The following is a 17,191-nucleotide window of genomic DNA, read 5'->3' as shown; positions in this document are numbered from 1 at the left end:
AACACGTTAGATGATTTGATTTTTTTTCCACTCACGCGTTTTCTCCGCCCGTGCTTCGCGTTTTTTTCGTGCATCGCACGGCTCTGGGCAGTCACACTCTTTTTCAATACCGATCGCCCCCAAGCCACCACAGCTGCCGCTGATGGTTTTTTGCTGAACGATATAGCCGATCGCCATACCCGCAATGACAAGGAGAAAGATTGCGAAGGTGATAAGAAAGACTGACATAATTGCTCACCTATTATTGGTCGTGATGCTCAGCGCCCTGAGATGCGCTGAGCGAGTAACACGCATTACGCGTGCTTTACATCGTACTGCCTCAACGGCACTGACGCTGTACATAAAGACACTAACGCTGCAAATAAGGTTTAAACGCCTCTGACGCGATTTCTTCAAACCCATCGTCTGTTTTTACTACCATAAATACAGGAATATTCGCTTTGTTGGCTAATTCCATCGCTTTATCTGGCCCAAGTACCATGAAGCCCGTGGCTAAGCCATCAGCCGTCATACAAGACGGATCAAGCACGGTTACTGAGACCAAGTGATGATTGATCGGACGTCCTGTCGCAGGATCGATAATGTGCGAATAACGCATACCATCACTTTCAAAGTAGTTGCGATAGTCGCCAGATGTGGCAACCGCCATATCGCCTGGCTCGACGATCTCTTGTACTGACTGCGCTCCCGCACTCGGTTTCTCAATCGCGATACGCCAAGGCACTTGATCTTGGTTCATACCTTTTAATTGTAACTCACCACCAATCTCAACCAAATAGTTATCGAGTCCTAAATCGCCAAGGTAGTTCGCCACAACATCCACCCCGTACCCTTTCGCAATGGTTGATAAGTCAACATACAAGTCAGGGTTGGTTTTTATGAGTCGACGCCCGTCTACACTAAGGTGTTCTAAGCCCGTCATCGCCATCCGTGACGCTATCTCTTCATCACTGGGAATAGTCTCCGGTCGCTTTTCTGGCCCAAAACTCCAAAGGTTAACCAGTGGCCCCACTGTGACATCAAGCGCGCCTTGGGTAAATTGATTCAGCCGAATCGCCTCGTTAATCACGGTGATTGTCGCTGGAGAGACAGAAACAGGTGAGTTCGCTTGGTGCTGATTGAATTGACTCAATTCGGAGTCTGTTCGGTAAGTCGACATCTGATCGTTGACTGTTTCTAAACGCTGATCGATAGCCGCTTGAACGACATCCTGCGAGGGAGTAGCGTCCGTCGCGATATATTTGATCGAATAATAGGTCCCCATCGTCTCGCCCGTAAGATGCACAAGCTCAGGGGCGCGCTCACAACCGACAAGGCCTGCAACCACGGCAACGACTGTTGCACAGCGTAACCAAAACTTCTTCATAGTGGTGTCCTTCGACATCAGGTTTATACGTAAAATGGCTGGCCCTTGGGCCAGCCATTACAAGGTCAGACAAACAATCAGTGCCTATCCGCCGAAATCATCCAACATGATGTTTTCGTCTTCAACACCAAGATCTTTAAGCAAGCCAATCACGGCAGCGTTCATCATTGGTGGCCCACACATGTAATACTCGCAGTCTTCCGGTGCTTCATGGTCTTTCAGATAGTTTTCATAAAGCACATTATGGATAAAGCCAGTATCACCCTCCCAGTTATCTTCTGGTAGCGGGTCGGACAGTGCGCAATACCAGTTGAAGTTCTCATTTTGCTCTTGGAGCATATCGAAATCTTCAACGTAGAACATTTCACGTTTAGACCGCGCGCCATACCAGAACGTAATCTTACGATCCGTGTTAAGGCGTTTGAGCTGGTCAAAGATATGTGAGCGCATTGGCGCCATACCTGCACCACCGCCGATAAAGACCATCTCCGCGTCAGTGTCTTTGGCGAAAAACTCCCCAAATGGACCCGAGATAGTGCACTTGTCACCAGGCTTTAATGACCAAATGTAAGAAGACATCTGGCCCGGTGGTACGTCTGGGTTACGCGGTGGTGGCGTCGCCACACGTACGTTAAGCATGATAATACCCTCTTCTTCAGGGTAGTTAGCCATGGAGTACGCACGAATAATGTCTTCATCTACCTTAGACTCATAACGGAAAAGGTTGAACTTCTCCCAGTCTTCACGGTATTCCTCAGGAATATCAAAATCCGAGTACTTAATGTGGTGTGGTGGCGCCTCAATTTGAATATAACCACCGGCACGGAAAGGTACCGATTCACCATCTGGAATACGTAATTTAAGCTCTTTGATAAACGTGGCTTGGTTATCGTTAGAAATAACTTCACAATCCCACTTCTTCACACCAAAGATCTCTTCTGGCAGCTCAATCTTCATATCTTGCTTAATAGCAACTTGACACGATAGACGCTCACCTTCACGCGCTTCACCTTTGGTAATGTGATCAAGCTCGGTCGGTAGAATGTCACCACCGCCTTCTTTAATCTTCACACGACATTGACCGCATGAACCACCGCCACCACAGGCAGAAGACACAAATACACCAGCACCAGCCAGTGCGCCAAGCAGTTTTCCGCCTGGCTGAGTGACGATCGCTTTTTCAGGATCGTCATTAATATCGATTGTGATGTCTCCGGTTGGTACCAGCTTCGATTTGGCGAATAAAATCACCATCACCAATGCCAGTATTATCAGAGTAAACATCACCACACCAAGAATAATGTCCATTGACTATTCCTTTCCTCGCAGTTTACCCGGCTTACAGTTGCACACCAGAGAAAGACATAAAGCCCAATGCCATCAGACCTACTGAGATAAAGGTGATCCCTAATCCTCGTAGTGCAGGTGGCACATCTGAATACTTCATTTTCTCGCGGATCCCCGCCAGCGCGACGATGGCTAACATCCAGCCCACACCCGAACCAAAGCCATAAACGACCGACTCGGCGAAGTTGTAATCACGTTGTACCATAAATGATACGCCACCAAAGATGGCACAGTTCACTGTAATCAACGGTAGGAAAATACCGAGTGCGTTGTAGAGCGGCGGGAAGAACCGATCCAATACCATCTCCAAGATTTGTACCAAAGCAGCAATAACACCGATAAAGGTCACAAAGTTCAGAAAGCTCAGATCCACCCCTTTAACCAACGCATCTTCACGTAGGATAAGGTTGTAAACCAGGTTGTTAACCGGTACCGAAATAGTCAGTACCACCACAACAGCGACACCGAGGCCGAACGCCGTTTTCACTTTCTTAGACACCGCCAAGAAAGTACACATGCCGAGGAAGAATGCCAACGCCATGTTCTCAATAAAGATTGAGCGCACCAGCAGGCTTAGATAGTGTTCCATGTGCTGTTACTCCTTCGCTTCAACTTGTTCTGGTTTGAAGGTACGCACAATCCAAATCAAAAAGCCGATGAGGAAGAATGCAGAGGGGGCTAACAGCATCATGCCGTTAGGCTGATACCAACCACCTTCGCTGACAACCGGCAGGATTGATACGCCAAAGACAGAGCCAGAGCCCAGAAGCTCGCGGAAGAAAGCCACTGTCATCAGAACAAAACCATAACCCAACGCGTTACCAATACCATCCATGAATGACGGTAATGGCGATGACTTCATTGCATAGGCTTCTGCGCGTCCCATCACGATACAGTTGGTGATGATCAGCCCCACGAAGACCGAAAGCTGCTTAGAGATGTCATAAACAAACGCTTTCAGCGTTTCGTCAACCACGATAACTAATGAAGCGATGATCGCCATTTGAACGATGATACGTACACTATTAGGAATGTGGTTGCGAATCAGCGACACGAAAAAGTTCGACATTGCGGTAACGAACATCACCGCCAGTGTCATGACAAAGGCTGTCTGCATCTGCGTAGTCACCGCTAGTGCCGAACACACCCCGAGAACCTGTAAGGCAATCGGGTTGTTGTCTAGCACCGGCGATAGCAGATTTTTCTTCAGTTCTTTCGCTTCAGCCATTGGTCAGGCCTCCCTCACGAACTTTTGCTAAGAACGGGCCGAAACCCTGCTCACCTAGCCAGAAATTAAATTGATTCTGAACACCGTTACTGGTCAGCGTTGCACCAGAAAGCGCGTCAATGCCGTGCTCGCTTCCTTCAGGTGCGCCGCCTTTGACGATTCGAATGGCTGGCTCGCCTTGCTCGTTGAACAGTTTTTTACCATCCCACTTCGCGCGCCATTTCGGGTTTTCGACCTCGCCACCTAAGCCAGGGGTTTCACCTTGCTCATAGTAAACGATATCAGCAACCGTGTTACCATCCGGCTCAACCGCGACAAACGCGTACATCATACTCCATAGGCCTGAGCCTTTTACGGGGAGAATGAGGCGCTGTACGTCACCAGCATCATTTTTTACGACGTAGACTTTAGCAACATCAGCACGACGGCCAATGTCTGCTACATTCTCTTCACCGCTTAGCTTTTTCGAGAGGCTAGGATCTTTCGCGGCTGCGCGCTGATCATAATCAGCTGCATCAGCAACATTGACGGCATCCGGGCTGACATAGTCGCCCTTTTCAAGGCTGACTAAGCGCGCTTCAATATACTTGTTGTAAGCATCGTTAATCGCACTCTTACCACCCGCCACATCGACACCTGCGACCGAAAGGATGTTCTTTTGTACGTCTAATTTTGCGTTCATTTGTTGCAAAGGACGTAACGCCACCGCTGCACCAGACACCACGATTGAGCACACTAAGCTCAACGCGATAACAACGATCAGCGTCTTTTTAATACTATCGTTACTACTTGCCATTACGAGCCAGTCTCCGTTTGATGTTGCCCTGAATCACCAAGTTATCAAAGAGAGGTGCAAACAGGTTAGCGAACAAGATCGCCAGCATCATACCTTCTGGATATGCTGGGTTTACCACACGAATGATCACTGCCATGGCACCGATCAATGCGCCATACCACCATTTCGCTTTATTGGTAAACGCAGCAGATACCGGGTCTGTTGCCATGAACATCATACCGAATGCAAAACCACCCAGCACCAAGTGCCAGTAGAACGGCATGCTGAACATCGGGTTGGTATCTGAACCAATCAGATTAAACAAGGTCGCCGCAACGGCCATGCCCAAAAAGGTACCCAAGATGATGCGCCATGACGCGATCCGCATGTATACCAAGGCTGCACCACCAACTAAGATGGCAATGGTCGAGACTTCACCAATTGAACCTGGGATATTACCAATAAAGGCATCCATCCAAGTCATGGTTTGACCACTCACATTGTGCATCAGTGCTGATTGGCCACCGGTATACCATTGACTGAGCGCGGTTGCACCTGAGTAACCATCGGCTGCGGTCCATACCAAATCACCCGAGATCTGTGCTGGATAGGCAAAGAACAAGAACGCACGACCTGCCAATGCTGGGTTTAAGAAGTTACGACCCGTTCCGCCAAAGATCTCTTTTGCAACGACCACACCAAAGGTGATACCGAGCGCGGCTTGCCATAATGGCAATGTCGGCGGCACGATGAGGGCAAACAAAATGGATGTAACAAAGAAACCTTCGTTCACTTCGTGTTTACGCACGATGCAGAAAAGTACTTCCCAGAAACCACCCACAATAAAGACGGTGGCATAAATAGGCAGGAAGTAGGTGGCACCGAGAATGGTTTTGGTCCCCCAGCTTGCAGCCGCTAGCGGCCCAGCGATGGACTCGGTTAACCAATAATGCCAGTTTCCACTAATGACTTGCGCAAGCTGATCGCCTGAATACAAGTCCATCAAGCCCATAATCGCTTGGTTACCTGTGTTGTACATCCCCCAGAACATCGCTGGGAACACCGCAAGCCAAACCATGATCATGATGCGTTTCAAATCGATACTGTCACGCACATGCGCGCCGGCTTTGGTCACCATACCTGGCGTGTATAAAATGGTCGCAACCGCTTCATACAAGGCAAACCACTTTTCGTGTTTACCGCCTGGCTCAAAGTGTGGCTCGATTTGCTCTAAAAAGTTTTTCAGGCTCATCTGTTACCCTTCCTTCTCAATTTTTTCCAGGCTCTCGCGGAGCATTGGACCAAATTCGTACTTGCCTGGGCAGACAAAGGTACAAAGGGCCAAATCTTCAGGATCTAACTCCAGCGCGCCTAGCTGTTGCATGCTATCTGTATCGCCGGCACAGATATCACGCAGCAACATGGTTGGCTCGATATCTAGCGGCATCACTCGCTCATAATTACCGATCGGCACCATGGAACGATCACTGCCATTGGTGGAGGTGGTTAAATTGAAAAGCTGACCTTTAAACAAATGGCCAAGATAAGCGCGCGTCACTGAGAAGCGATTTTTACCGGGTGCTAGCCAGCCAAATAGTTCTTTCTCGTTACCTTCGCGAAGTACCGAGACCTGCATATGGAAACGACCTAGATAGGCATGTGGGCCAGTAGCTTTGGTACCAGATAACACAGAGCCAGAAATCACACGGCTTTCGCCAGCCATTAGCTCGCCATCTACCAGCTCATCGAGATTAGCGCCAAGCTGGGTACGAATGAGGCGTGGCTGACTGACCATAGGACCCGCAATAGACACAACACGGTCCGTATGGATTTCACCGGCTAGGAATAGATGCCCAAACGCAATCACATCTTGATAGTTGAGATGCCACACCTGCTTTTCCATATCAACAGAACGCAAGTAATGGATATGGGTACCAACCAGTCCTGCTGGGTGAGGACCAGCAAAAACGTGTTGTTCGACATTAGATTGCTTGCTGGTTGGGAGCTCAACGTCCGCTTTGCACACAAAGACAGATTTGTCCGTGAGGCGCGATACGACGTCTAAACCAGCCACGAAGGCCTCTTTTTGTTCATCAATGATCACTTTAGGATCCGCGGCGAGCGGATTGGWGTCCATTGCGTTAACAAAAATAGCTTCGGGTTCAGCATCAATCGCTGGAGAACGGCTGAACGGTCGGGTGCGGAGCGCGGTCCACATCCCAGACTCAACCAGTTGATCAACAACGGCTTGACGGTCTAGCGAGGCTAATTGCGACGCTTCGTACTTATTGAAGGTAACTTGCTCATTTCCATCGACTTCAATGACGACAGACTGAAGAACACGCTTGGCACCGCGATTGACTTCAACCACTTTACCAGCTGCGGGCGCAGTAAATTTGACGCCAGGGTTTTTCTTATCTTCGAAAACCACTTGGCCTTTCTTCACTACATCACCCACTCGCGCATGCATAGTGGGGCGCATTCCAACGTACTCTTCGCCAAGCAAGGCGACTTTCTTGATGGCTGGACCATCACTTATCACCTGAGTAGGAGTCCCTGCGATGGGGATATCCAAACCCTTTTTTATTGTAATCATACGCACTTGCACTACATTAACGGGAAAAAGAATTCTGTTATTGCGCAGTTAAAGACACGACTTTCGACTGAATGGCGGCCTAAAGGCACACCGTCGCAACATCCTGCTAACCATTTCATCACACAAAGGCAACCTAGGTTAGTCTTTAAGCACGATATTCTATCACTAACCCCAGCACTGATTCTATGGATATTGTCACTAGGGCGTGGCAATTATCCATACCTGTACAAACAATGCGCGTTGTAACTTCACAGTTTTACTGTTGTTTTTTTACGCGTTGCAGACAGCTGTTGACCGAGACAGTCACGGATTAACACTTGTCTGGCCGTAATCAATACCAAGCAGACACCAGGCCTTTATGTAAGAAATTGTTGCCATGAGGTAAAAGATAAAATCATGTCCACTCTCACTGGTCTAAGACGCATTCACGTCACCACCCCGACATGCCGGAGAGTCAGGCGCTTGGGTCTGCGCTTGCCATTCTTGCGGTGAATAGGTGTGAATCGCAAGCGCGTGAACCTCACCCGCCAATTCATCCGCGAGTGTGCTATTCACCGCTCTATGGCGCTGAATAAGCCGCTGGTCGCTGAATAGCTCCGAGACAACCACCACCTTGAAATGACTTTCCGCGCCTTCAGGCACATTGTGCATATAACTTTCGTTGTGTACCTCAAGGTGGGCCGGCGTGAAAGCCCGCGTCAGTTTTTCTGTTATTTCTGTTTCAATTTTCATGACGTCCCCAAAATCTCCGGGCGACCTGCCCAGATTTTAGCCGTTATTGATAAAATTGCGAATCGAGTGATGGATCAAGCAACGACAGGCAGTTTGCCCTCGTTTACATTGCAGTTATCGCTTGAGTGCGACAATATACGCAGTCCGTAACCCCCGATGCAAACGCGCCAATGAAAACACTACTCCCGATTCCAGGTAGCGAATCAGCCTTGACGCTACACCGTTACCCGCAGCGAAAAAATGAGACGCTACAAGCCTTCGATGCCGCCGATGAGTATATGATTGCGCACGCGAGCACATGGTCAGTAGGTAAAAATGCGCGAATATTGATCATTAATGATCAATTTGGCGCACTCAGTTGCTGGGCCAGCCAGCAAGGATTTGATGTTTTTCAAGTCAGCGATTCGGTTATTTCGCAGCAAGCGACGATTGAGAATCTGGCACACAATGATCTCGCGGGTATCACTCAGCTTACCAGCTTAGATACCTTACCGGCGGATATCGATGCGGTGATGTTACGCGTACCGAAAAGCAGTAAAATGCTCACTTGGCAACTTCAGCAACTCGCTAGTGTCACTGATGCGCATACGCTTGTGCTAGCGAGTGCTAAAGCGAAAGAGATCCATACCTCGACCCTTAATCAGTTTGAGCATTGGCTGGGGGCAACAACCACCTCGCTGGCGAAGAAAAAAGCGCGTTTGATTTTTACCACACCGACCAAGCAACTGGTACCGCAGCCCGATCCGGTCAACGATGTCGACGTACCAGAATTCTCGATGCGACTGGCTAACTGGCCCAATGTTTTCTCGGCCAAGAAACTCGATATTGCCGCGTATTTAATGCTGCCGCACATTCCGAGTCAGGCACATTTAAAACGCATTGTCGATTTAGGCTGCGGTAACGGCGTATTGGCATTACAAGCGGCACGAAATAATCCAGCGGCGTTCATTTATGCGGTCGATGAAAGCCATATGGCCGTCGCCAGCGCAAAACACAATCTGAATCGCCATGATATCGACTCACGCCGTTTTCTCTGTGAGGCCAGAGATTGCCTCACCGGTTTTGAGCATACAGATATCGATCTTGTGCTCTGTAACCCACCCTTCCACCAGCAGCAAACCATTACCGATCATATTGCTTGGCAAATGTTTTGTGACGCAAAACGTGTTCTGACCACGAATGGCGAGCTTTTAGTCATTGGCAATCGTCATCTCGGCTATCATACTAAGCTTAAACGTCTTTTTGGTCATGTCACTGTCGTTGCGTCGAATAAAAAATTCGTTATTCTCAAGGCAGTCAATGCCTAATATTAAGAAAAGGAAGCCGAACCCCATGAAAAAACTGATTATTGCTATCGCTGTATTAGTCCTTGCTGGCTGTTCGACACCCCGTGAGCCACAGCTGACTATCGCACCCTCTCCGGCGTCATCCAATCAGCAGCAAGTCAACAATCTTCCGGTCGTGGTGAAGAGTAAAGACTTACGTACCGCACAATTCGTTGCGGTTATCGATAGCGGTCGCTCCAATGTCAAACCGCTGCACGCCAGCCAGAATTTGCGTGTGGTATTAGAAGACACGCTGTCTCGTCAACTGTCATCACAAGGGTTTCGAGTGGTTGCCAATGGCCCGGGAGTGTTGCGCCTCGACATTCTTGATGCCTTAGTCCGAGTCAAACACACCGTGTTTAAACATGACATGGAAGCATCGGTCCAATTACAGCTCGTTGCTGAATCCCCTGAGGGTCGCTTTGTTAAGCGTTATACCGGGAAATCGACGCAAAGCGGTGTAAGCAGTGCATCACCTGATGATATAGAACTGGCGCTGAATAACTTGCTTGAAGCGGTGTTACAAGACATTGCCGACGACGAGCAACTCCTTGATCATATGAAAGCACACTTTTAAGCATGGTATGTCGTTCGCTTCTCTGGATTCTTGTGCTGGTCATCACGCCAGTGCAAGCCAGTGTCATGGTTAAAGTCGAAACCACCTTGGGTGATTTTGCGGTAAAACTAAACCCACAAAAAGCGCCTAAAACCGTGGCCAACTTTTTGCGTTATGTTGACGATGGCAGTTATGTCGGGACGCAGTTTCATCGCGTGATCCCACGATTTGTCGTGCAAGGCGGCGGGTTTGATAAAGCCCTGAATCGCCGACCAAGCTACGAGCCGGTAGACAATGAATCATCTAACGGTTTGAAGAATCGGCGAGCGACAATCGCCATGGCACGTACGCAAGAGCCCGACTCCGCCACCCGGCAGTTTTATATCAACATCCGTGATAATGGCTTTTTAGACGCCACGCCCAATAAAGTGGGATATACGGTTTTTGGTCGAGTCGTGGAGGGCTTTAATACGCTCCAAACGATGACCGAGCAACCCACAGTGACCGTCCCGAGCAAACGCATGCAAGATGTACCGCAACAGCCGATTGTTATCACCAATATCTACCGGATGTCCTCTCAATAGCGACAAGTAGGCTAACCACTATGCTGTCATCCAAGTTCAAAACGACATTGGCGCCCTACGCCGATCGTCGTTTACTTTTTGTTTTCTTAATGGGTTGCTGTAGTGGCTTTCCCTGGGTGTTGATTGGCTCCAACTTAAATGGTTGGTTGGCCGACGAAGGCCTATCACGCACCGCGATTGGTCTATTTGGTTCGGTTTTCGTCCTGTATGCGGTCAACTTTTTATGGGCGCCATTACTCGACCGCATTAAGATCCCTTTTCTATCTCAGCGCTTGGGTCAGCGCCGCAGTTGGATTTTTTCGACTCAAGCTATTATGTTGATTGCCACCTTGGCGTTGTCACAACTTGACTTACAAGGGCTTAAAGCGGTCGACCCTTGGGTTACTACCGTGGTGTTATCCTCACTTATCTTTGCGATTGCATTGGCCTCTTCCACCCAGGATATTGCCATTGACGCCTTTCGGATTGATAACTTTGCTGAACATGAGACTGACAAGTTCCCGCTAGCATCAGCGATGTCTGTGATTGGTTGGTGGACCGGCTATTCGGTGCCAGGTTATGTTGGCTTTGTTAACGCCGATGCCATCGGTTGGAATCATGTTTATGTGATCATGGCAGGCTTTATCGGCTTAATGGCATTGGCGACGCTGTATGTGAAAGAACCAGAAAGTGACCGCGAACAGCGCCAAGATGCCGCCACTCGCCACTATTTGGCGCAAGGATACAGTGGCTTGCGTGCGTGGCTGGCGGTCACCGTGGTCGAGCCCTTTGCCGAGTTTTTCCGTCGCAATGGGGTGAAAGTAGCATTAACCCTGTTGCTGTTTGTATTTTTATTCAAACTGGGTGAAGCCTTCCTCGGACGGATGTCGATCGTGTTTTATAAAGATGTTGGCTTTACCAATGAACAAATTGGTTACTACTCCAAACTTGTCGGTTGGGGCCTCACCGTGGTCTACACCCTGATTGGTAGTTATATCAATTTGCGTTTCGGGGTGATTAAAGGGCTGTTTATTGGTGGCGTGGCCATGGCCTCCAGCAACCTGATGTTTGCCTGGCTGGCGATGGTTGGGCCCAACGAGCACCTGCTGCTGGGCGCAATCTTAGTCGATAACTTTACGTCAGCGTTTGCAACCATTGCGTTCGTGTCATTCTTAACCTTCTTAACGGGTCGTGCGTTTTCAGCCACTCAGTACGCCCTCTTAGCGTCGTTGGGAAATCTAGGCCGCACCACGGTCGCCTCCTTTAGTGGCATGATGGTAGACTGGTTGGATAGCTGGTCAACATTTTTCGTAATAACCGCTCTAATGGTGATTCCTGGGCTGGTCATGCTGATCTATATTGGCAGGCAATTCCGCCAATCCTCGTCACAAAACAATCAAGCACCTGGACACTGCCCAGATTCACGTCGCAACTGACCCCACGTATCACAGTGGAGTGCAAAGTTTTGCTCTCCACTGTCGTCTAATTATTAATAAAGATCACATAAAACTGTCATGTAAACCGTTACAACTTGCAGCTGATCACAGCCTATTTGTGTGTCTATATTTATTGCATTCTTTATAGTGAACTTAATCAATATACTGCTCTTAATGAACGCATACCGCGTAATTAACACCCAGCAGAGGCAGTCACTATGAAAAAATCCCTACTCGCACTCGCCGTTATCGCCGCAAGCAGCGTATCTGTTGCCAATGCCGCCGATTACTCCGATGACATTTACAAAAATGATCATAAATGGCTTCAGTTTAATGCTATGTATGCCATCGATGAAAAAGCACAGTTCGACTTTGGCGAAGGTACAGAGAAAGACCATAACTACCTAGAAATGGAGTTTGGCGGCCGCAAAGGCGTGGTCGATCTTTATGGTTATGTCGATATTTTTGACTTGGGTGAAGACGATAGCAGCAACAACAATAAAAAGGGTCAGTCCAAGCTGTTCATGAAGCTCGCACCCCGCTTCTCGATTGATGGAATCACCGGGCAAGATTTGTCATTTGGCCCCGTACAAGAAGTCTACTTCTCGACCTTGTTTAACTGGGATGGGGGTAACGATATTGTTAATAATTCATTCTGGGGGGTTGGTGCCGATGTTGAACTGCCTTGGTTTGGCAAAGTGGGCATGAACCTTTATGGCTTGTATGACATCAACAAAAAAGATTGGAATGGCTATCAATTCTCGACCAACTGGTTTAAACCTTTCCACTTCTTTGACAACGGCAGCTTCCTGTCTTACCAAGGTTATATCGATTACCAATTTGGTGGTGACGAAAACTTTAAAGGCAATGATATCGAGACGACTCATGGCGGCGCGATGTTTAACGGCCTATACTGGCATTCAGATAATTACGCCCTTGGTTATGGCCTAAAAGCTTACAACGATGTGTACTTACTCAAGGATGGTGGCAAACCGAGTTTAAACGTAGATAGCTCAGGCATTTCTCACTACCTAAACGCCACCTACAAATTCTAACTGACTAGCGCGTCGGCCCTCGTCGGCGCGCTGCTTTCCTGCTTTGCCCTTCATCCTCTATGGTTATGATACACTGAGGTTTTAACCAAGCAGGCGATGTGATGAGGATTACCCTAATTGGTGCTGGCGCCATTGGCACATTATGGGCGGTGAAACTAACCCAAGCAGGACATAGCGTTAATCTGGTCACGCGAGACCACGCAAGTGAACGCACCCTTTCTTTAGACGGCGCATTGTTCACCTTACCCGCCAACCAAACCGCTTTGATGCAACAAAGCGATCTCTGGTTAGTCTGCACCAAAGCCTATGATATCCAAGCCGCATTGCTTCCCTATCTATCCTATTTACACCCAGAGACTCTGGTTGTACTTATGCATAATGGAATGGGACCACATCAATGGCTGGCAACACAGTTACCTGACGCCCAACCTCTGCTGCTTGCTACCACATCTCATGGTGTCTGTCGCACCCGTACCGGTGATTGTCAGCACACCGGGCATGGACCAACCGCTATTGGGCCAGGTAATCAAGCCGGCCATGCCTGCACCTTTATTGCTGAGGTGTTTGATCATGCCCTTCCCACCGCGACGTGGAAGCGCGACATTTTTCAGTCACTTTGGTATAAACTGGCGATCAACAGCGTAATTAATCCACTGACCGCGGTGCATGGCATTCAAAATGGTGAGTTGCTCAAAGTTGACTACGATCCTATCATTCGCGAACTGTGCCAAGAGTTAGCCAATGTGATGCGCGCTGAAGGCGTCCACACCTCTGTGACAGAGATCCGCCAACAGATTGATACCGTGGTAAAAGCAACCGCAAACAACTATTCATCCATGAATCGTGATGTCTTCTATCAACGTCCGACAGAGCTCGAATACATTACCGGTTATGTGTTGCAGCGCGCGGCCGAACACCACATATCGGCCCCGCATCATCACCAGCTCTATCAGGCGGTACAACAAGGTCAACGGCATAAGGAATCCTCATGAGTCAACAACGTCTCCTCATTTGTATGGCCCCCGGCAGCGAAGAAATAGAAGCAGTCACCGTGATTGACGTGATGCGACGAGCGGGGTTTGACGTGACTGTCGCCAGTGCGGCACCTGATGGAACGCTCACCCTCACCGGCTCTCGTGGGGTGGTGATCGTCTGTGACACCACACTCGCCGCGGTGGCCGATCAACCATTTGATTGCGTGGTTTTACCAGGTGGCATCGACGGCGCACAATGTTTAGGTGACAGCACGCTGGTAACAGAGATCATTAAGCAGCAGCAAAGCGATCAGGCTTGGGTCGCGGCGATTTGTGCGGCGCCGGCTTTAGTTCTTCAACGCCACCAGCTGTTCCCTCGATCTCATATGAGCTGCCATCCGAGTGTCAGTGAGCAGATCCCCGAACAATGGCTCAGTCGGCGCCGAGTGATGACCGATTATGATCACCGTTTAATTACTAGTCAGGGACCCGGCTCAGCGATGGAGTTCGCGATTGAAATCGTGCATGTACTTGGCGGCAAAAAGCTGGCCTGGCAGGTCGCTGAGCCTATGATGCCGTTGCCTCAATTGCATTATGAGAAAAAATTCAGCGAAGGATAAATCGGCTCAGCGCCTAATCGCAAACAGGCAGCCGATTGGGCTGCCTGTTTTTTACGTTCACAATGATTAAACCCGATAGACTTTCACATTATCAAAGCCCATATCTTTGAGGTACAGGGCTTGCAGTCGACTCATTACGCCACGTTCACAATAGAGCAAATAGGTTTTACTTTGGTCAAGATCACCGAACTGCGTCGCCAACTTAAAGAAGGGAATATGAGCGACGTTCGCACCTTCAACCTTAAGTGGTTTGTCTTCTTGCTCTTCGCGGCTGCGAATATCTAAAACGACGGAATCTTTTTCAACCTCGTTGACCCATTCCGCTTCTGGCGCTTTCTCTTTGCTTAGCGCTTCAATGGCACGGATATCCATGATCGTTGCCTGATCAACCGCTTGTTCTAATAAGCTAAAGTCAAACTTTGACTCCTCATGCTCTAACTTGGCTTTTTCCGCTTTGACCGTGGGCTTTTTCGAAATCACCCCACAGTACTCAGGCATGGTTTTAGCAAAATCTTCGGTGCCAATTTTGCGTGCTGTATCAATAATATCTTCTTTGTCCCAGTTGATCAGCGGGCGCAAAATCAGGCTATCAGTGACGTTATCAATCATGCGCAAGTTAGTGAGTGTCTGACTAGATACTTGGCCCAAAGCCTCGCCAGTTACCAAGGCCTGAATACCGAAGCGCTCTGCGACCATGCTCGCCGCACGCACAAACATGCGTTTCAACACCACGCCCATCTGACCGTTATCAACGTTTTCGAGAATGCTATTAACCACCGGCTCGAAATCAATCGAAATAAATTTCACTTTAGCCGAGGAACCAAATTTATTCCAAAGGTAGTGAGAAACCTGCTGCACACCCGTTTCATGAGATTTGCCGCCAAGATTAAAAAAGCAATAATGAACCTTACTACCACGTTTTATATGCAGGTAACTCGACACCCCTGAGTCGAAGCCGCCCGATATCAAGCTCAGTACGTCTTCTTGCGTACCCAGCGGGAAGCCGCCTAAGCCGGTATGACGATGCTTCACCAAGTTCAGCTTATCGTGGTCAACTTCCATCATCACGGTTACGTCAGGCTTTTTCAGCTGTACGCTTGCCGACGGAACAGCTTGGTTTAACCCACCGCCCACATAGCGTTCAAGCTCAATAGAACTAAAGTCATGCTTGCCGCGGCGTTTGGCTCGGACACAAAAGGTTTTTCCTTCAATTTGATCACGCACACCCTCTAAAGTGAGTGTATAAATATGATGCAAATCGTTAAACAGTGTCTGCTCTACCTCAAGCACAGTTTGGACGCCAGGCGTGTTAGTTAGCACATCCAGCACCAGCTGACGCTCGTCCGGTTGTTTTAATGTCACCTCAATGTGATCCCGACGGTTATATACCGCCGTATTACCAGTTCGACGCTTTAGAATATTACGAATATTGCATTCGAGGATTTTAGTAAAACGCTTTCTGACTGACTCGCTTTTGACGATCACCTCAGGGTGAATTTTAACAATAAACTTCATAACCGGTTCGATACAGCTGGAAATAAAGCCGCGGATTATACAATAACCAAGGCGCCGCTGAAACCGGCTATTTTTGTGTCTATTAAACGGCAATAAGGCGACGCTCACGCATCGGAATCGATAAGTCGTGACCGTCGCAGAGGATGTTAAGGGATGGGATCAGCCACATCATCAGCAGAGATCTCGTCTGAAAAGCTCGGTTTCCCTTGCATCACAGCGATTTCTACACGCCGGTTGGCGGCTCGGTTGTCGGGAGAGCTATTCGGAGCTCGTGGCTGGGTGTCGGCCAAGCCTTCTACCTTCATCCGCAAATGGTTAAAGCCGGGCACTTTTTCCATTTCCTGTGCCACTGAGACCGCACGCTGTGCGGAGATGTCCCAGTTAGATCGATATAGCTCAGACTCTAGCGGTGTGCTGTCGGTATGGCCTGACACTTTAATTTCTCCAGGAACATCTTTTACCAACTGCGCAATTTGGCGCACCATGGGGCGGAACTTAGGCTGCAAAAACGCAGAATTGGGAGGAAACGCCCCCTTTTCTTGAACGCGGATAACCAGCTGCTGACCTAGGTTTTCAACCTCGATAGCGCCTTCTTCTATCTCGCGCTGCAACGCCTGCATCAAGGCTTTTTGTAACTGCTCGAGTTGCTCTTGCATCCGTTGTTGTTCAAGCTGTGAAGCAACCTGAGCACTCGATCCACCTTCTTTGTCAGAGGTTGTCCGCTGAGATCCGCCAGAGCGATCATCTTGCCCCTCTTGAAAGTCCAAAGTGCGCTGCGTCATGTCAATGGTTTGCTGCATGATCACTTCAATGGGCGTCGGCTCTGGGCGGCCAGGGCGAAACTCTTGTGCAATCACACTGGTCCCTTTAGGAATATCTTTCACCTCAAGGACGTTTTGTACCCCAAACGCAAATTTCATCGAGCCAGCGATTTGCTTAAATTTGAGCACGTCCATTTCTGAAAAGGACAACAGAAGGACGAAAAAGCACATGAGCAGTGACATCAAGTCTGCAAACGTCCCCATCCAAGGCGGTAAGCCGGGAGGCGGGCATTTGCATTCCTCTTCTTCTTCTTGCTGTTGTGCCATGAGGACTCCTTAAAT

General features: G+C 48.9%; 18 protein-coding genes. 7 read left to right on the top strand and 11 right to left on the bottom strand.

The annotated features are described in order from the left end of the window. Positions 1 to 6: 6 nt before the first annotated feature. From nqrM to bolA, 9 genes are all read right to left on the bottom strand, one after another. Positions 7 to 228 carry a (Na+)-NQR maturation NqrM gene (gene nqrM / locus BZG81_RS09190; protein WP_077661497.1) on the bottom strand — a complete coding sequence of 74 codons (222 nt, stop codon included), beginning with the start codon at positions 226 to 228 and terminating at the stop codon, positions 7 to 9. A gap of 121 nt (positions 229 to 349) precedes the next feature. Beyond that, positions 350 to 1,366: an FAD:protein FMN transferase gene (locus tag BZG81_RS09185; RefSeq protein WP_077669010.1), complete on the bottom strand. Its 1,017-nt coding sequence runs from the start codon at positions 1,364 to 1,366 to the stop codon at positions 350 to 352. An 84-nt stretch (positions 1,367 to 1,450) separates the two neighbouring features. Next, positions 1,451 to 2,674 carry an NADH:ubiquinone reductase (Na(+)-transporting) subunit F gene (nqrF, locus tag BZG81_RS09180; RefSeq protein ID WP_077577236.1) on the bottom strand — a complete coding sequence of 408 codons (1,224 nt, stop codon included), beginning with the start codon at positions 2,672 to 2,674 and terminating at the stop codon, positions 1,451 to 1,453. A 31-nt stretch (positions 2,675 to 2,705) separates the two neighbouring features. Beyond that, entirely contained in the window at positions 2,706 to 3,302 is a 597-nt protein-coding gene (gene nqrE, locus BZG81_RS09175) for an NADH:ubiquinone reductase (Na(+)-transporting) subunit E (protein ID WP_021024137.1), read from the bottom strand. Between the two features lie 6 nt (positions 3,303 to 3,308). Beyond that, positions 3,309 to 3,941, bottom strand: a complete 633-nt coding sequence (locus BZG81_RS09170) for an NADH:ubiquinone reductase (Na(+)-transporting) subunit D (protein WP_021024138.1) — start codon at positions 3,939 to 3,941, stop codon at positions 3,309 to 3,311. Beyond that, on the bottom strand, positions 3,934 to 4,737 hold the full coding sequence (locus BZG81_RS09165; RefSeq protein WP_077677220.1) for a Na(+)-translocating NADH-quinone reductase subunit C: 804 nt from the start codon (positions 4,735 to 4,737) through the stop codon (positions 3,934 to 3,936). Before BZG81_RS09165 ends, BZG81_RS09170 begins: the two co-directional genes overlap by 8 nt. Beyond that, positions 4,727 to 5,968: an NADH:ubiquinone reductase (Na(+)-transporting) subunit B gene (locus BZG81_RS09160; RefSeq protein ID WP_077677219.1), complete on the bottom strand. Its 1,242-nt coding sequence runs from the start codon at positions 5,966 to 5,968 to the stop codon at positions 4,727 to 4,729. The genes BZG81_RS09165 and BZG81_RS09160 overlap by 11 nt, the downstream gene beginning before the upstream one ends. 3 nt (positions 5,969 to 5,971) lie before the next feature. After that, positions 5,972 to 7,312: a Na(+)-translocating NADH-quinone reductase subunit A gene (locus tag BZG81_RS09155; protein ID WP_077677227.1), complete on the bottom strand. Its 1,341-nt coding sequence runs from the start codon at positions 7,310 to 7,312 to the stop codon at positions 5,972 to 5,974. 414 nt (positions 7,313 to 7,726) lie between these two features. Further along, the gene (bolA, locus tag BZG81_RS09150; protein ID WP_077461629.1) at positions 7,727 to 8,044 is read right to left on the bottom strand and encodes a transcriptional regulator BolA; all 318 of its coding nucleotides are present in this window, start codon (positions 8,042 to 8,044) and stop codon (positions 7,727 to 7,729) included. Between the two features lie 170 nt (positions 8,045 to 8,214). Here bolA and BZG81_RS09145 point away from each other — a divergent pair, with 170 nt between their 5' ends. The 7 genes from BZG81_RS09145 (at position 8,215) to BZG81_RS09115 (ending at position 14,573) form a co-directional block, all read left to right on the top strand. Then, a complete protein-coding gene (locus BZG81_RS09145) occupies positions 8,215 to 9,351 on the top strand; it encodes a methyltransferase (protein ID WP_077669009.1) in 1,137 nt (378 codons plus the stop codon). 25 nt (positions 9,352 to 9,376) lie between these two features. Next, entirely contained in the window at positions 9,377 to 9,946 is a 570-nt protein-coding gene (locus tag BZG81_RS09140; RefSeq protein WP_021024144.1) for a YajG family lipoprotein, read from the top strand. 2 nt (positions 9,947 to 9,948) lie between these two features. Next, on the top strand, positions 9,949 to 10,509 hold the full coding sequence (locus tag BZG81_RS09135) for a peptidylprolyl isomerase (RefSeq protein ID WP_077647091.1): 561 nt from the start codon (positions 9,949 to 9,951) through the stop codon (positions 10,507 to 10,509). A gap of 20 nt (positions 10,510 to 10,529) precedes the next feature. Next, a complete protein-coding gene (locus BZG81_RS09130; protein WP_077677218.1) occupies positions 10,530 to 11,924 on the top strand; it encodes an AmpG family muropeptide MFS transporter in 1,395 nt (464 codons plus the stop codon). Between the two features lie 218 nt (positions 11,925 to 12,142). Continuing rightward, positions 12,143 to 12,979 (top strand): nucleoside-specific channel-forming Tsx family protein, encoded by an 837-nt coding sequence (locus BZG81_RS09125; RefSeq protein ID WP_077677217.1) that lies wholly within the window; start codon positions 12,143 to 12,145, stop codon positions 12,977 to 12,979. Between the two features lie 101 nt (positions 12,980 to 13,080). Beyond that, complete coding sequence (locus BZG81_RS09120; protein ID WP_077677216.1) at positions 13,081 to 13,971, top strand: ketopantoate reductase family protein; 891 nt, start codon at positions 13,081 to 13,083, stop codon at positions 13,969 to 13,971. Continuing rightward, positions 13,968 to 14,573 carry a DJ-1 family glyoxalase III gene (locus BZG81_RS09115; protein ID WP_077577242.1) on the top strand — a complete coding sequence of 202 codons (606 nt, stop codon included), beginning with the start codon at positions 13,968 to 13,970 and terminating at the stop codon, positions 14,571 to 14,573. Before BZG81_RS09120 ends, BZG81_RS09115 begins: the two co-directional genes overlap by 4 nt. A gap of 66 nt (positions 14,574 to 14,639) precedes the next feature. On the opposite strand, the gene thiI is transcribed toward BZG81_RS09115, so the two are convergent. Together thiI and BZG81_RS09105 are read right to left on the bottom strand one after the other, a co-directional pair. After that, the gene (gene thiI, locus BZG81_RS09110; RefSeq protein ID WP_077677215.1) at positions 14,640 to 16,088 is read right to left on the bottom strand and encodes a tRNA uracil 4-sulfurtransferase ThiI; all 1,449 of its coding nucleotides are present in this window, start codon (positions 16,086 to 16,088) and stop codon (positions 14,640 to 14,642) included. 146 nt (positions 16,089 to 16,234) lie between these two features. Continuing rightward, complete coding sequence (locus BZG81_RS09105) at positions 16,235 to 17,176, bottom strand: flagellar motor protein MotB (protein WP_077677214.1); 942 nt, start codon at positions 17,174 to 17,176, stop codon at positions 16,235 to 16,237. Positions 17,177 to 17,191 lie beyond the last annotated feature (15 nt).

This window comes from Salinivibrio sp. MA607 (assembly GCF_001996245.1).
GTDB classification, from domain to species: Bacteria; Pseudomonadota; Gammaproteobacteria; order Enterobacterales; family Vibrionaceae; genus Salinivibrio; species Salinivibrio costicola.
Note: the sequence above shows the minus strand (reverse complement) of the source record. Positions and strands in the feature narration are given on the sequence as shown.